14 protein-coding genes and 5 tRNA genes are annotated in these 14025 nt (G+C 63.1%); 15 read left to right on the forward strand and 4 right to left on the reverse strand.

Going from position 1 to position 14025, the window contains the following annotated elements; all coding sequences use genetic code 11:
- The first annotated feature begins 344 nt into the window (after nt 1-344).
- On the forward strand, nt 345-560 hold the full coding sequence (locus tag ACXR2T_RS04680; protein WP_458837746.1) for an Rv0909 family putative TA system antitoxin: 216 nt from the start codon (nt 345-347) through the stop codon (nt 558-560).
- A gap of 92 nt (nt 561-652) precedes the next feature.
- Here ACXR2T_RS04680 and ACXR2T_RS04685 read toward each other — a convergent pair.
- Nucleotides 653-725, reverse strand: a tRNA-Gly gene (locus ACXR2T_RS04685).
- A gap of 236 nt (nt 726-961) precedes the next feature.
- Here ACXR2T_RS04685 and ACXR2T_RS04690 point away from each other — a divergent pair.
- Nucleotides 962-1462: a hypothetical protein gene (locus ACXR2T_RS04690; protein WP_458837748.1), complete on the forward strand. Its 501-nt coding sequence runs from the start codon at nt 962-964 to the stop codon at nt 1460-1462.
- Nucleotides 1463-1632: 170 nt separating this feature from the next.
- Here ACXR2T_RS04690 and ACXR2T_RS04695 read toward each other — a convergent pair.
- Both ACXR2T_RS04695 and ACXR2T_RS04700 read right to left on the reverse strand, forming a co-directional pair.
- Nucleotides 1633-1707, reverse strand: a tRNA-Val gene (locus tag ACXR2T_RS04695).
- 105 nt (nt 1708-1812) lie between these two features.
- On the reverse strand, nt 1813-2832 hold the full coding sequence (locus ACXR2T_RS04700) for a hypothetical protein (protein WP_458837750.1): 1020 nt from the start codon (nt 2830-2832) through the stop codon (nt 1813-1815).
- Between the two features lie 170 nt (nt 2833-3002).
- Between ACXR2T_RS04700 and ACXR2T_RS04705 the strand changes: the two genes are divergently transcribed.
- From ACXR2T_RS04705 to ruvC, 9 genes are all read left to right on the forward strand, one after another.
- A tRNA-Gly gene (locus tag ACXR2T_RS04705) sits at nt 3003-3075 on the forward strand.
- Nucleotides 3076-3120: 45 nt separating this feature from the next.
- Nucleotides 3121-3191, forward strand: a tRNA-Cys gene (locus ACXR2T_RS04710).
- Nucleotides 3192-3216: 25 nt separating this feature from the next.
- A tRNA-Val gene (locus ACXR2T_RS04715) sits at nt 3217-3288 on the forward strand.
- Between the two features lie 86 nt (nt 3289-3374).
- Nucleotides 3375-4022 (forward strand): type II toxin-antitoxin system PemK/MazF family toxin, encoded by a 648-nt coding sequence (locus ACXR2T_RS04720; RefSeq protein ID WP_458837752.1) that lies wholly within the window; start codon nt 3375-3377, stop codon nt 4020-4022.
- A gap of 28 nt (nt 4023-4050) precedes the next feature.
- Entirely contained in the window at nt 4051-4869 is an 819-nt protein-coding gene (locus ACXR2T_RS04725) for an NYN domain-containing protein (RefSeq protein ID WP_458837754.1), read from the forward strand.
- A gap of 101 nt (nt 4870-4970) precedes the next feature.
- Nucleotides 4971-6938, forward strand: coding sequence for a threonine--tRNA ligase (gene thrS, locus ACXR2T_RS04730; protein ID WP_458812477.1), 1968 nt, complete (start codon nt 4971-4973; stop codon nt 6936-6938).
- Between the two features lie 11 nt (nt 6939-6949).
- Nucleotides 6950-7516 carry an HIT family protein gene (locus ACXR2T_RS04735; protein ID WP_458812479.1) on the forward strand — a complete coding sequence of 189 codons (567 nt, stop codon included), beginning with the start codon at nt 6950-6952 and terminating at the stop codon, nt 7514-7516.
- A 124-nt stretch (nt 7517-7640) separates the two neighbouring features.
- Nucleotides 7641-8405, forward strand: a complete 765-nt coding sequence (locus ACXR2T_RS04740) for a YebC/PmpR family DNA-binding transcriptional regulator (RefSeq protein WP_458812481.1) — start codon at nt 7641-7643, stop codon at nt 8403-8405.
- Between the two features lies 1 nt (nt 8406).
- Nucleotides 8407-8997 (forward strand): crossover junction endodeoxyribonuclease RuvC, encoded by a 591-nt coding sequence (gene ruvC / locus ACXR2T_RS04745; RefSeq protein WP_458837756.1) that lies wholly within the window; start codon nt 8407-8409, stop codon nt 8995-8997.
- Between the two features lie 74 nt (nt 8998-9071).
- Here ruvC and ACXR2T_RS04750 read toward each other — a convergent pair whose 3' ends face one another.
- A complete protein-coding gene (locus tag ACXR2T_RS04750) occupies nt 9072-9863 on the reverse strand; it encodes a trimeric intracellular cation channel family protein (protein ID WP_458837758.1) in 792 nt (263 codons plus the stop codon).
- Nucleotides 9864-9967: 104 nt separating this feature from the next.
- Here ACXR2T_RS04750 and recO point away from each other — a divergent pair, with 104 nt between their 5' ends.
- The 4 genes from recO to ACXR2T_RS04770 are packed head-to-tail and all read left to right on the forward strand — an operon-like array spanning nt 9968 to nt 13996.
- The gene (gene recO, locus ACXR2T_RS04755) at nt 9968-10690 is read left to right on the forward strand and encodes a DNA repair protein RecO (RefSeq protein ID WP_458837760.1); all 723 of its coding nucleotides are present in this window, start codon (nt 9968-9970) and stop codon (nt 10688-10690) included.
- Nucleotides 10691-10723: 33 nt separating this feature from the next.
- Nucleotides 10724-11521, forward strand: coding sequence for an isoprenyl transferase (locus ACXR2T_RS04760; protein ID WP_458812492.1), 798 nt, complete (start codon nt 10724-10726; stop codon nt 11519-11521).
- 14 nt (nt 11522-11535) lie between these two features.
- Complete coding sequence (gene dusB / locus ACXR2T_RS04765) at nt 11536-12747, forward strand: tRNA dihydrouridine synthase DusB (RefSeq protein WP_458812495.1); 1212 nt, start codon at nt 11536-11538, stop codon at nt 12745-12747.
- Nucleotides 12740-13996: a deoxyguanosinetriphosphate triphosphohydrolase gene (locus ACXR2T_RS04770; RefSeq protein WP_458837762.1), complete on the forward strand. Its 1257-nt coding sequence runs from the start codon at nt 12740-12742 to the stop codon at nt 13994-13996. The genes dusB and ACXR2T_RS04770 overlap by 8 nt, the downstream gene beginning before the upstream one ends.
- Nucleotides 13997-14025: the final 29 nt, after the last annotated feature.

Raw genomic sequence — 14025 nt, forward strand, 5'->3', positions numbered from 1 at the left:
GTTGTTCGATTCCCCCGGCAACGTGGGCGTGGGGCAAAAAGTGGGTGTTATCAAGACTGATAACACCCACTTTTGGCCGCACGCTGTCTTGGCGTCTGTGTGTGACCTGGTTCGTACCGTGTGTATCCCGGCAGAGAGCTCATCTTGTAACGAGCACCGGCCAGAAATGGTTTTTAGGGTTGCTGCTCGGAGCGTTACATTGCGAGTCAGTGAGTGAGCAAGGCCCTCGCGTGTTGCGGCGCGGCGCGGCATACTGGACAGTGGCATCGGAGCTGCGGACCGGGTGCAGGAGAATTGCGCACGGCGCAGCATGACGTCAACGTAGACGAGGAATGGAGAACACAATGGGGCTCGAAGATCTGGCCAAGCAAGCCGGCGAATTTGCCAAGCAGAACTCCGGCAAGGTCGCAGATGCTGTAAAGAGTGAGCAGGCAGAAGGCGTGAGCGACAAGCTGCTCGACGGTGCGACGGGGCTTGCAAACCGCGTCACCGGTGGCAAGTTTGCCGATCAGGTCGAAAGCGTGCGAGACGCAATCGACAAGCAAGTCGGTAATGAGTAGGAGCGCGTTGTAGTCGAATCGTCTTGAGGTGGTTCGGCCATAAACGCAAATAGTCGCGGACTGAAGAAGAGTCCGCGACTATTTGTATTCTGAGCGGATGACGAGATTCGAACTCGCGACCCCAACCTTGGCAAGGTTGTGCGCTACCAGCTGCGCCACATCCGCACTGTCTTTCCGAACGTTTTTTACAACCTCGGCGACGTGTTTAAGTATATGGTGATTAAAGGACGTAGATTTACCAGACTTCGTCTACGTTTCGATGGTTTTTGCCCTCGACCCCTTGTGTTGTCTAGGATTTTGCGCAATCGACGATGCTTGCGGGGCGTGACTCTCGGGTGTGTCTGATGTCGGGGCGGGGTCCTCTCTTGGGTTGAGGCGGCCGCAGGGCTACCGTGGTTCGTATGCGCGATGAACTGAACGATGCTCAGGGCGCGCTGCGTTGGGACCTCGGGTGGCGCGTGGGGCTCATCGGTGGCGTGGTCAACGTACTTAGTGCGCTCGTAAGTAGCGCGATTGTGTTTGGGATTCACGCGGTGGTGCCGGGGGCGTCGCTTTTCGAGTACATGTTGGCGCTGGCTCGAGTGTTCTTTGCTCCCGCTGTGCTTCTGGGGGTGGCGGCGGCGTTAGTGGCGCGGTACCTCGGTCGCTATGTGCTCGGGCTGCAAGTGCTCATCTTCGGCGTGCTCTTGGGAGTGGTGCCAGCTGCCTTTACGGTGGTGGTGCGACTTCTGGGGTCACTGGCCGCAGACGCAACCCTGGGTTTCTCGTGGGGAGGTCTCGCGGAGGTGATCGGTCGTGAACTGGTAGCCGGCATGGGATTGCCCATGTTTGTTGCGGCCACGCTCGGCTGGACTATTGCTTCGATGCTTCTTCGACGCCGGGCTGTGGCCCCAGCGGGGTGACACTGGTGTGTAATACGAAAGAGCCCCAACCGTGGTTGGGGCTCCTGCTGGTGGGCGATACTGGGATCGAACCAGCGCGAGAATTTCGGGGCCGACGCGAAGCGTTGGCAATTCTCGCGGGTCACTGGTGTGTAATACGAAAGAGCCCCAACCGTGGTTGGGGCTCTTGCTGGTGGGCGATACTGGGATCGAACCAGTGACCTCTTCCGTGTGAAGGAAGCGCGCTACCGCTGCGCTAAACGCCCGTCTCTGCTGACTTCCGTGCGGAAGCAACAGGTTCGATAGTACACGGATTGCAAGGGTGCGCGGGCTCGTGGGGAGCAAAACCGCAAGATCGCGCCGATCGCGCACTACTGGCTCGGGCGTGTCGTTACGGGGGCTAGTGCGCTGTCAAGTTGCTCTTCGAGCTCGATGCTGAGTTGGCTGAGCTCTTCGAGCTCGGCGCGCATGTCGTTGTACTGATCAATGTCGCCCTGGAGATCTTCGAGTGTGTGGTTGAGCTCTGCCCGCCTGCTCTTGAGATCTGATCTCAAGGACTCGCGCAATTTGGGGTCATTGGTGAACTCGCGGTCGGTGACTCGGCGTTCGAACTCGGCGAGATCTGTCTCATACAGGGCGATCGCGTCGTCGTACGCCACTTTGCGTTCTTCTATGTCGACGCGCAGCGCATGCATGCGGTGCTGTAGGCGCGAGGCCTCGTTCTTTAGGCCCTGAAAAACGCTGCGATATGCCTGGTAGGTCTGCACGATGCTCGCTCGGTCAGTAAACCACTCGGCATAATGCTCCTCAAGCCAGTCGGGCAGATCGGCTTGTTCGCTGCCAAGCACCGAGTGGAGTTCGGCGGCAAAAGCTGCTTCAGGAAGTTCCTCGTACATGGCCATGCGCGTAGCGAGATCCGGATCCTCTTGGGAGCGTTCGTCATAAAGCTTGCGCAGTTTCTCCGCGAGCAGAGCGCGGTCGCCCGGGCGCATGCGTGCCCAGGTGGCGTGCAGAAGTTCATGGGCGGCTGTGACCTCGACAATTCCGGAGACTCGTGGGTCGGTGACGTCAAATAGGTGGATATGGCCGTCGATGTAGCAGCCAAGCACGTGGCCCGTCGCGCCCTCTTGTACCTGAGAGCACTGGGCGTTGAAGTTCTGGCTGCCATCCAGGGTGGGCTGTGCGGCCAGAAAAATACGGGCGCCGGCTTCTGTGAGCTGCAGCGAGTGCTTGAGTTCGGCGATAGGGGTCGGGGCATCAAAAGTGGCGGCGGCGAACCTGTCTTGTAATAGTTGGCGGTTCATGACGGCATACACGGTGACGGCGATGAGTGCGCACGCCAAAGCCGTCGCAATTATTCGCCGCACCCGTGCGGCCGGTCGGCCACTCATGCCACCACCGTATCGGTGAGTAGGGGGTGTGGTCGAGAGTCAAAAGTGGCAAGATCCGCATGAAACGGGGCGGCGCGCCCGGGCTTGGCGGTGTGATTTGCGCGAGGGCCCGTGACCGCCATATAGTTATCTACGTCGCCGCAACACGGAAACGTGAGCGGGTAAGACGTGCGGATGTGGCGCAGCTGGTAGCGCACAACCTTGCCAAGGTTGGGGTCGCGAGTTCGAATCTCGTCATCCGCTCTGGTGTGTATGAGAAATCATGTACACTTCGTGGGCAACCACTTAGGTGGCGTGGCCGAGGGGCGAGGCAGCGGCCTGCAAAGCCGTATACACGGGTTCGAATCCCGTCGCCACCTCTCTACAACTGAATAGCCTGTACAGGCGCGATTGGCGCAGCGGTAGCGCACTTCCCTGACACGGAAGGGGTCACTGGTTCGATCCCAGTATCGCGCACAGATGAGAGCCCCAACTTCGGTTGGGGCTCTTTGCGTTGGCGGGCATGAGTGCCAGTGTCGGCGCATGCATTACCCTAATGAGTCATGGGGGACTCGGAAGCGCTCGACCGCATTGATGATCTGCTCGGGATGTTCGACGCCGCTTGGCCACAGGTGCCGACCTGGGCGTGGCTGCTCGCAGCGGGGGTGCTCCTGTGGCTGATCACCCTACCTCTGCGACGCCGCAGTGGGCGGGGGCGATCCGGAGCGAGAAAGCCGCGCTCGACCCGCGGCGACGGCGAGCGCGAACTCTTCGCGCCAGAACCGGGGCGTTACGGCCCGCAGGCGACTCGAGACCTGACGATGGCGGAGGTCGAGGGATTGCAGCCGAGGTATGCCCCGGCCCCGAACGGGCTGGCGGATCCGGGGGAGGTGGTGTGGACGTGGGTGCCCTACGCCGAGAATAACGGTGAGGGCAAAGATCGCCCGGTGCTCATCATTGCACGCATCGATGGTGCACATACGGCAGGCTGCTACCTCAGCACCAAGGCGCATCGAGGGTACGTTTCACTCGGATCCGGTGCCTGGGACCGATCGGGGCGAGAGAGCTTTCTGGCGCCCGAGCGCATCTTGAGTATCAATAACTTGGCTATTCGCCGCGAAGCGCAGGTTGTGCCACGAGAGGTGTTCGAACGGGCGCTTGCCGAAATTAAGGCCGCACAAAAGCGGCGCCTGCGACACGAGCCGGGCTAAATTTGCCCGGTGTGCCATACTTGTGGGCATGCCCCAGGCCTCAGTGCGGATCGCCTTGCTCATCGATGCAGACAACGTAAGCGCCAGTCACATTGCGGCGGTTCTGATTGAGCTGACGCGATATGGCACGACTTCGGTGCGCAGGATGTACGGGGACTGGACGAGTGGCAACCTGCGCGGTTGGAAGGAAGCGGCAAACGAGCACTCGATCCAACCGATGCAGCAGTTTGCGTACACCGCGGGCAAGAACTCCACTGACAGCGCACTCATCATCGACGCGATGGATCTGTTGCATCAGAATCAACTCGACGCGTTTGCGATCATCTCGTCAGACAGCGACTTCACCAGGCTTGCCGCCAGGCTGCGTGAATCGGGTGCCCAGGTGTACGGTTTTGGTGCTCGCACCACGCCCAAACCGTTTGTGAACGCGTGTGATGCGTTCACGTACCTCGACGTACTCGACGTGACCGAAATTGCCTCGGGCGCTCCGGCCGTGACAGCACCTGCCGGCCCAAAAGAAGGCGCTGACTTGTCTTCTACACCCGGCACGGAAACTCCCCAACTCAACGTGCCGGTTAAGGCGCCGACAAACCAGCTGCGGATGGACACCAAACTCGTCAGGATGTTGCGTACGAGCATCGCGGCCGGCGCAGACGGCAATGGTTGGGCCGGGCTTTCGGCAGTGGGATCGAACATGCGTAAGCAAGCTCCCGACTTTGATCCAAGAAATTGGGGCTACGGGAAACTGAGTGAACTCATAGAAGCGCTCGGGCTCATGCAGCTCAGGCGCGTTAGCGCAAAAAACGGCGGCACAAACCTTGAAGTGCGCGTCCCCACGAAATCATAGGCGGCCACAAATAGCGTCTGCCAGCGACGCTCGCTGAAACCGGCAGCGGTTCCCGATAGAATCGATGAGTTCGTACCCGACCTTATAAGGAGTGTGCCCCTGTGGCCGATGGCTTCTCCCTGTTCACCGATCGCTCGATCGTCGCCATGCGCGTCGACGGTGAGTTGAAAGATCTCGCCGCGACGGTCACAGACACGCAGACGGTTGAGCCGGTGCACATCGACTCCGAAGATGGTCTGAGTATTCTGCGCCACTCGGCGGCGCACGTGCTCGCGCAGGCTGTGCAACGGGTCAACCCAGAGACGAAGCTCGGTATCGGCCCGCCCATCACCGACGGTTTCTACTACGACTTCGACCCCCAGGCTGCGTTTACGCCCGAAGATCTCAAGGCTCTCGAAAAAGAGATGCAGAAGATCATTAAGCAGGGCCAGCGCTTTGTGCGCCGTGTGGTGACCGAAGAAGAGGCGCGTGCAGAGCTTGCAGCAGAGCCCTACAAGCTTGAACTGATTGGACTCAAGGGCGGCGCGACGGGCGACGACAACGAGAGCGTCGAGGTCGGCGGCGCCGAGCTCACGATCTATGACAACGTCGACCCGAAGACGGGGGAGGTGTGCTGGAGCGACCTGTGCCGCGGCCCGCACGTGCCCTCGACCCGCATGATCGGTAACGGTTGGGCGCTGATGCGCTCGGCGGGCGCCTACTGGCGCGGCAGCGAAAAAAACCCCATGTTGCAGCGCATTTACGGCACCGCCTGGGCGACCAAGGACGAGCTGCGTGCCTACCAGACGCGCCTCGAAGAAGCGGCGAAGCGAGACCACCGCAAACTGGGTGTCGAACTCGACCTGTTCAGCTTTCCCGACGAGATCGGCTCTGGCCTTGCGGTATTCCACCCCAAGGGTGGCATCATTCGCCATGAGATCGAGACCTTCATGCGCTCTGAGCTGCTGAAGCACGGCTACGAGGTCGTCAACAGCCCGCACATTACGAAGGGCACGCTGTTCGAGACCAGCCAGCACCTGGCCTGGTACAAGGACGGCATGTTTCCGGCCATGCACCTCGACTCGGTCGTTGACGACGAGACGGGCGAAACGATTAAGCCGGGCCAGGACTACTACCTGAAGCCCATGAACTGCCCGTTCCACAACCTGATCTACCGAGCACGCTCGCGCAGCTACCGTGAGCTGCCGCTGCGGCTCGCCGAATTCGGTACGGTATACCGCTACGAGAAGAGCGGTACGCTCTCGGGTCTCACGCGCGTGCGCGGCCTGACTCAGGATGACGCGCACATTTACGTCACAGATGAGCAGGTCAAGGACGAGATCAAGCGCCAGCTCAACTTCGTGTTTGACACGCTTCGTGCATACGGTCTCAACGACTTCTACCTTGAGCTCTCAACACGTGACCCCGAGAAGTCGGTGGGCACCGAAGAGCAGTGGGCTGACGCAGAGCAAACCCTGCGTGAGGTGGGCGAAGAGTCGGGCCTCGAGCTCGTCGCAGACCCGGGCGGCGCCGCATTCTACGGCCCCAAGATCTCGGTGCAGGCGCGCGACGCCATCGGTCGTACCTGGCAGCTGTCGACGGTGCAGCTCGACTTCAACCAGCCCGCACTGTTTGAACTCGACTACGCGGCAGCAGACGGCACGCGCAAACAGCCCGTCATGATCCACCGCGCGCTGCTCGGTTCGGTTGAGCGGTTCTTTGCGATCTTGCTTGAGCACTACGCCGGCGCGTTCCCTGTGTGGCTGTCGCCCGTGCAGGTGGTGGGTATTCCCGTTGCTGAGCAGTACGGTGAATATCTCGACGGCGTCATCGCACAGCTGCGTGCTCAGGGCGTGCGCGCTGAGGTTGATCACTCCGACGACCGTATGCCCAAGAAGATTCGCAATCACACCAAGGCTAAGGTGCCGTTCCAGCTCATCGCGGGCGAAGAAGACCGGGCCGCGGGCGCCGTCAGCTTCCGTTTCCGTGATGGCACGCAGCTGAACGGTGTGCCCGTCGCAGACGCAATTGCGCGTATCACGGCAGCGATTGCGAGCCACGAGCAGGTCTCAACGGCCTGGGCTGAGTAGTCGAGACACGCATGCAGCATAACGGCGACACCGGTCTGCCCCGCACTGAAGAGTATGCCCAGAGCGGGGCGGTCGGCACCCCCGACGACATGCAGCGCCTGTGGGTGCCGCACCGTCTCGTGTACGTGAAAGATACGCACCAGCCAGACCACACTGACTGCCCGTTCTGTGCGGCCCCGCAGCGCGACGACCGAGACGCTCTGATCGTCGCCCGCGGTGAGCACGCGTATGTGTTGCTCAACCTGTTTCCGTACAACAACGGTCACATGCTCGTGTGCCCCTACCGGCACATCTCGCAGTACGACGAGGCGACACCCGAAGAGGTCGCCGAGATTGGCGCCCTCACCCAGACCGCCATGCGTGTGGCGCGAGAGGTGCTTGGGTGCGCCGGTTTCAATCTGGGCATGAATCAGGGTGAGATTGCGGGCGCCGGTATTGCGGCGCACCTGCATCAGCACGTCGTGCCGCGGTGGCAGAACGACTCAAACTTCTTTCCCATCATCGCGAAGACGAAGGCACTGCCACAGCTTCTCGGTGATGTGCGCGAAGCGATGGCGGCCGCGTGGCCGACGCCCTAACTCGCTGGCCACGCGGGGCGAGGCGTCACCCGCCGCCAAGCTGCAGTGCCGCCCTGCGGCACTGCAGCAGCACTGCGCCCTAGACTGATATCCATACGTTTGAACTGAAGAAAGAGGAGCTCCAGTGGCAGGACACTCCAAGTGGGCAACCACCAAGCATAAGAAGGCAATCCTTGACTCGCGTCGCGCGAAGGCGTTTGCGAAGTACATCAAGGTGATCGAGGTGGCAGCGCGCATCGGCGGGCCTGATCTCGCGGGTAACCCGGCGCTGTCTGAAGCCGTGCACAAGGCGAAGAAGAACTCGGTGCCCGGCGACAACATCGATCGCGCGATCAAGCGCGGTGCGGGTCTCGATGGCGAGGCTGTCGAATACATCACGATCATGTACGAAGCGTACGGCCCCAACGGCGTTGCACTCATGGTCGAGTGTCTGACCGACAACAAGAACCGCGCGGCCGCTGAAGTGCGCACAGCGCTCAGCCGCAACGGTGCAACGCTCGCAGACCCCGGCAGCGTCGCCTACAACTTTGCGCGCAAGGGTGTCATCACCGTGCCGGCGGAGGGCACGACCGAAGATGACGTCATGATGGCGGTACTCGAAGCTGGCGCAGAAGAGGTCGCACAGACCCCCAACGGTGAAGCCTTCGAGATCATCACCGAGGCAACTGACCTTGGCGCTGCACGCGACGCGCTCGTCGCGGCGGGCATCGACTACGACTCGGCCGACGCCGAGTTTGTGCCGAGCATGAAGGTCGAGATCGACGCAGACACGGCCCGCAAGGTGTTCCGTGTCATCGATGCGCTCGAAGACAGCGATGACGTGCAGAACGTGTTCTCAAACTTCGACCTGCCTGCTTCGGTGCAGGAGGAGCTGGCGAACGACGAGTAACGTGCGCGTTATTGGAATCGATCCCGGCCTCACGCGTTGTGGGGTCGGGATCGTCTCATCTGGAGTGGGCCGCAAAGTCGTGTTCGAGCACGTCGAGGTGCTGCAGAGCGCCGCAACCGAGAGCCTGCCGCGCAGGCTCCACCTACTGGGGTCTGGCATCGCACGCATCCTCGACGGCGAGAAGCCCGACGCGATCGCGCTCGAACGCGTCTTCGCGCAGCAGAACCTGCCCAGCGTGATGGGGGTTGCGCAGATTAGTGGCATCATCATGTACCTTGCCCAGCAGCGCGACATACCGGTTGCGATGTACACCCCCAACGAGGTGAAAGCCCAGGTCACCGGCTATGGCAGTGCCGAGAAAGCGCAGGTCACGACCATGGTGACGCGCCTGCTCGGGCTCGCCGCGCCGCCGCGCCCGGCCGATGCGGCCGACGCGCTCGCGCTCGCGATCACGCACGCGTGGCACCTGGGCCGAGGTGGCGCTCCGGATCGAGAGGGTCTGGGTGCACCGCCGCGAGGGGAGACACCCGCCCAGCGCGCCTGGCGCGAAGCTGAGCAGCGCGCGGGCGCAAAACGCGGCCCTCGAGGGTAAAGAGCCGCTGGCGGCGGCGATCTCGGCGACCCTGCCGTCCCGCTCCTGGGCCGGATCGGGGCGGCGCTCAGCTTTTAGGGGCGCTCCTCGGTGCGCCCGTCGGTGCGCCCGTCGGTGCGCCCGTCGGGGCGCTCCGACTGCTGCGGCATCTGCGGCATCTGCGGCAGCGTGATGGCTCCGGTCGCGAGTGCCTCTTCGACGGCGCGCTCGACCTGGCGTTGGCGGCGCAGCTGAATGCGGTCGAGCGCCCGCTGTTCGGGGAGGCTCCAGCCGAAGCGCACCGCGAGCAGCCGCAGCACGGTCGTCACGATAATGCACACGACACCTGCGATCATCACGGGCACATCAAACGCGAGGAGCACGACGAGCACGCCCACCCCGGCGAGACTCGCGACGGCGTACAGCGATCCGACATGCATCAGCGCGATCGGAATATTGAGCATAAGATCTCGCAGGAACCCGCCCCCCACGGCGGCGATGGTGCCAATGAATAGCGCGGGCACGACGGGCAGGCCGTAGGCGAGAGCCTTGGTAGTGCCGAGCGCACCAAATATGCCGATGCTGATCGCGTCGAACACCGTAATGATCGGGTCGACGCGGGCGAGCCCGCGCGCGAGCAGCATGCCGGCGAGCGAAGCGAGGGTACCCACGATGATGTAGAGGTTGTTCGAGAACGCGGCTGGGCTGACCCCCAGCAAAATATCGCGCAAGAACCCGCCGCCCATGCCCGTGAAAATGCCGATCATGGCGACACCGAGCAGATCGATGCGTTTAAAACCCGCGGCAAACATAGCGCCCTGCAGGGCACCCACCGCGGCGGCGGTGAGGTCGATGGGGAGGGGAATAACGAAAGTCTCATCGAGCACACCCCTATTTTCCCGTATCTGGCTGAACCGAACTCATGATGGTGGCGCCGCGCGTGGCGGCTGGCTCTCCCGCATCGCCCAGCGGCGTACGAGATACTTGCTCTGTGCCCCTCTATCGCGAAGAAGGCGTCGTCTTGCGCACGCACAAGCTCGGCGAAGCCGACCGTATCGTCACGCTGTTTACGCGCAGCCGTGGCGTGCTGCGCGTCGTAGCGAAGGGGGTGCGTCGCACCACCTCGAAGTTTGGGGCCCGGCTCGAACCGTTCATGGTCGTGGACCTGCAATGCTACGAGGGGCGCAGCCTCGACAGTGTGACGCAGGCCGAGACACTCGGCGCGTACGGTGCGGCGATCAGCGCCGACTACGACCGCTACCGCGCGGGCAGTGCGATTGTCGAGGCGGCTGAGCGGCTGGGGGAAGGCGGCGTATCGCTGCCGCTCTACGCCCTGCTGATCGGCGCGCTGCGCACGCTCGCGGCGGGCAAAATTGCGCCGGATCTCGTACGGGACGGCTATCTCTTGCGTGCGATGTCGGCCGCTGGCTGGACCCCCGGGTTTGACGACTGTGTGCGCTGTGGGGCGCCCGCGCCCCACACGCTCGTGTCAGTGCAGGCGGGAGGGGTGCTGTGCGAAGAATGCCGCATGCCGGGGTTGCCAAGACTCGATCCTGAAAGCATCGCACTGCTCAGAGCGCTCCTCGCGGGCGACTGGGAGACCGCCGTGGCGGCGACCGCGCGGCAGCGCGATCAGGCCGCCGGCATTGCCGCGGCCTATGCCCAGTGGCACCTGGAGCGGGGGCTGCGGTCGCTGGGAGTGGCGCGTCGGTGATCCGGAGCATGAACACGGCCTAGACTTTGAAGCATGCCCGTAGCTCCCCAGACCCTTGTGCCCGTCGACTGGACGGGCGAGCAGCCGCCCGCGTTTCGCGGCGCAGCCCCCAAGCATGTCGCGATCGTCATGGACGGCAACGGGCGGTGGGCGAACAAGCGGGGGCTGCCGCGCGTCGAGGGGCACCGCATGGGCGAGCAGGCCCTGCTCGACGTCGTGGCGGGCGCGATCCAGGCTGGCGTTACGCACCTGAGCGTGTACGCATTCTCGACCGAGAACTGGCGGCGCTCACCCGACGAGGTGCGGTTTCTAATGGGGTTCAACCGTGACGTGCTGCGCAGGCGGCGCGCGCAGCTTGATGCTTGGAACGTACGCATGCGGTGGGCGGGGCGCCGGCCGAAGCTGTGGGGATCGGTGATCAATGAGCTGCGAGCATCTGAGCGTGAGACGGCGCACAACACGGGCCTGACGCTCACGATGTGCGTGAACTATGGCGGTCGTAACGAACTTACCGACGCGGTGCGGTCGATCGCGGCTGAGATTGAGGCGGGGAGACTCACCCCCAAAGGCATCACTGAGCGCACAATTGAGCGCCACCTGTACGTGCCCGAACTGCCCGACGTCGACCTGTTCTTGCGCAGCTCGGGCGAGCAGCGCACCTCAAACTTCATGCTCTGGCAGTCGGCGTACGCCGAGATGGTGTTTCTTGACACCCTGTGGCCCGACTTCGGGCGGGCCGAGCTGTGGCGCGCGATACAGATTTATCATGACCGAGACAGGCGCTTTGGCGGCGCCATCGACGCGCCAGGGGAGAAACCCGCCTCAGCGTGAGAGAATGGCCGGTGATGTCTTCTCTCACGCTTCCGCAGAACCCAGCGACCGCCCAGCGACTGCGCATCGGCAACCTCGAGCTCGAGGTGCCCGTGGTGCTCGCCCCCATGGCCGGCATTACGAACACCGCATTTCGGCGGCTGTGCCGCGAGCACGGCGCGGGCCTCTACGTCAGCGAGATGATCACGAGTCGCGCGCTCGTTGAACGCACGCCAGCGTCACTGCGGCTCATCAAACATCATGAGAGCGAGACGCCCCGGTCGATTCAGTTGTACGGTGTCGACCCGAAGACCGTGTCTGAGGCTGTGCGGTTTTTGGTTGATCAAGATCTCGCAGACCACATCGATCTGAACTTCGGTTGCCCAGTACCCAAGGTGACGCGCAAGGGCGGCGGGTCGGCACTGCCCTGGAAGCAGGATCTGTTTCGCGCGATCGTCGAGGGCGCGGTGCAGGCGGCAGGCGACGTGCCGCTCACGATTAAGATGCGCAAGGGCATCGACGAAGACCATATGACTTACCTCGACGCGGCGCGCGCCGCCGAGCAGGCGGGGGTCGCCGCAATCGCGCTGCACGGCCGCACTGCGAACCAGCACTACTCGGGGCACGCAGACTGGAGCTCGATCGCGACGCTCAAAGAGACGATCACGAGCGTACCCATTCTCGGCAACGGTGACATCTGGTCGGCCGAAGACGCTGTGCGCATGGTGCGCGAGACCGGCTGCGACGGAGTGGTCGTGGGCCGTGGCTGCCTGGGGCGCCCGTGGCTGTTTGGCGACCTCACGGCAGCGTTTCGTGCAGAGTACGGTGAGATCACGGCCGAGGAAGCAGCGCGCACCATCGCTAAGCCACCGCTCGGCTTTGTGATGCAAACGATGCGTCGCCACACCGAGCTGCTCACCGAATTCTTCGATGGTGAAGAAGACTGGGCGTGCCGCGATATTCGTAAACACGTCGCCTGGTATTTCAAGGGTTACGGGCTGGGCGGCGACCTGCGCCGCTCGCTCGCCACGGTCGAGTCGCTCGCGCAGATGGACGACATTTTCGCCACTATGGACGCCGACATGCCCTACCCCGGTATTGGTGCAGAGGGGCAGCGTGGCCGCGCGGGGAGCCCCAAGCGGGTGCACCTGCCCGATGGCTGGCTCGACAGTCGCACGAGTGACAACATTGACCGCGCCGCCCTCGCCGAAGCAGAGGTCGCCGGGCTGGGGGTTGACGGTGGCTAGCTCACCACTGCCCGACGGGTATACCGCCGCAGACGCCGAGCGCTTCTCGCCCGAGACGCACAGCGGGGCACGCAGTGATTTTGCGCGAGACCGAGCACGTGTGCTGCACTCGAGTGGGTGGCGGCGCCTCGCTGCCAAGACTCAGGTGCTCAGCCCCACGAGCGGCATCGACTTTGCGCGCAATAGGCTCACCCACTCGCTTGAGGTTGCCCAGATTGGCCGCGAACTGGCAGCGTCGCTGGGGCTGTCACAAGACGTGGTTGACACTGCGTGCCTTGCGCACGACCTCGGCCACCCGCCCTTTGGGCACAACGGTGAGAAAGCGCTCAACGAATGGGCGTCAGGCTTCGGCGGATTCGAGGGTAACGCGCAAACGCTGCGCATTTTGACGCGCCTCGAACCAAAGCGATTCAGCGAGGCAGGCGAAAGTGTCGGGTTGAACCTGACGCGTGCAACGCTTGACGCGAGCTGCAAGTATCCCTGGGCGCTCCAAGACGCAGCCCCGGGAAGTATGAAGTTTGGCTACCTCACCGAAGACACCGAAGTCTTCACGTGGCTGCGGGCGGGTGCGCCCGAACGGCACAAGTGCGCAGAAGCGCAGGTCATGGACCTGTCAGACGACATTGCCTACTCGGTGCACGACTTCGAAGATGCCATCGTGAGCGAGCATATTGATCCCGAGATACTCACGGCGCGCTCAGGCCACGCTGCGCTGATTCGGGCCGTCGCGGCATGGGCAGGTGAAGAGTTCACGAGCGACGAACTCGGGGCCGCGTTTGACCGGATGTCGAGTAGCGAGACCTGGCTGCGCGGCTGGGATGGTTCGCGCAGGCACCAAGCGCAGCTCAAAAACTTTACGAGCGACATGATCGGCAGGTTCGCCAGGGAATCCATTCGCGCGACGCTCGCCCACACTCAGGGCCCGCTTGCGCGCTACGGCGGCGACGTCGTGGTACCGCGCGAGGTGCAGGCAGAGATTGCGGTGCTCAAAGGCATTGTCGCAGCGTTTGTGATGCAAGCGGGGCGCAGGCAGCCCACCTATCGCAGACAGCGCACCCTGCTTATTGAGCTGATGCACACGCTGTGGGAAGCTGGGCCCACGGAGCTTGAACCCGCTTACGCCGCAGACTTTAGGGCCGCCACGACCGAGGGCACCGCGCGGCGCGCGATCGTCGACCAGGTGGCGTCGCTCACCGACCAGTCGGCGATCGCCTGGTACCAGCGGCTCTGTCAGGTACCGCTGGTCTAAAAGAAATCGCGCAGCGATTTCGGACCAGA

The organism is Leucobacter faecis (assembly GCF_054456635.2).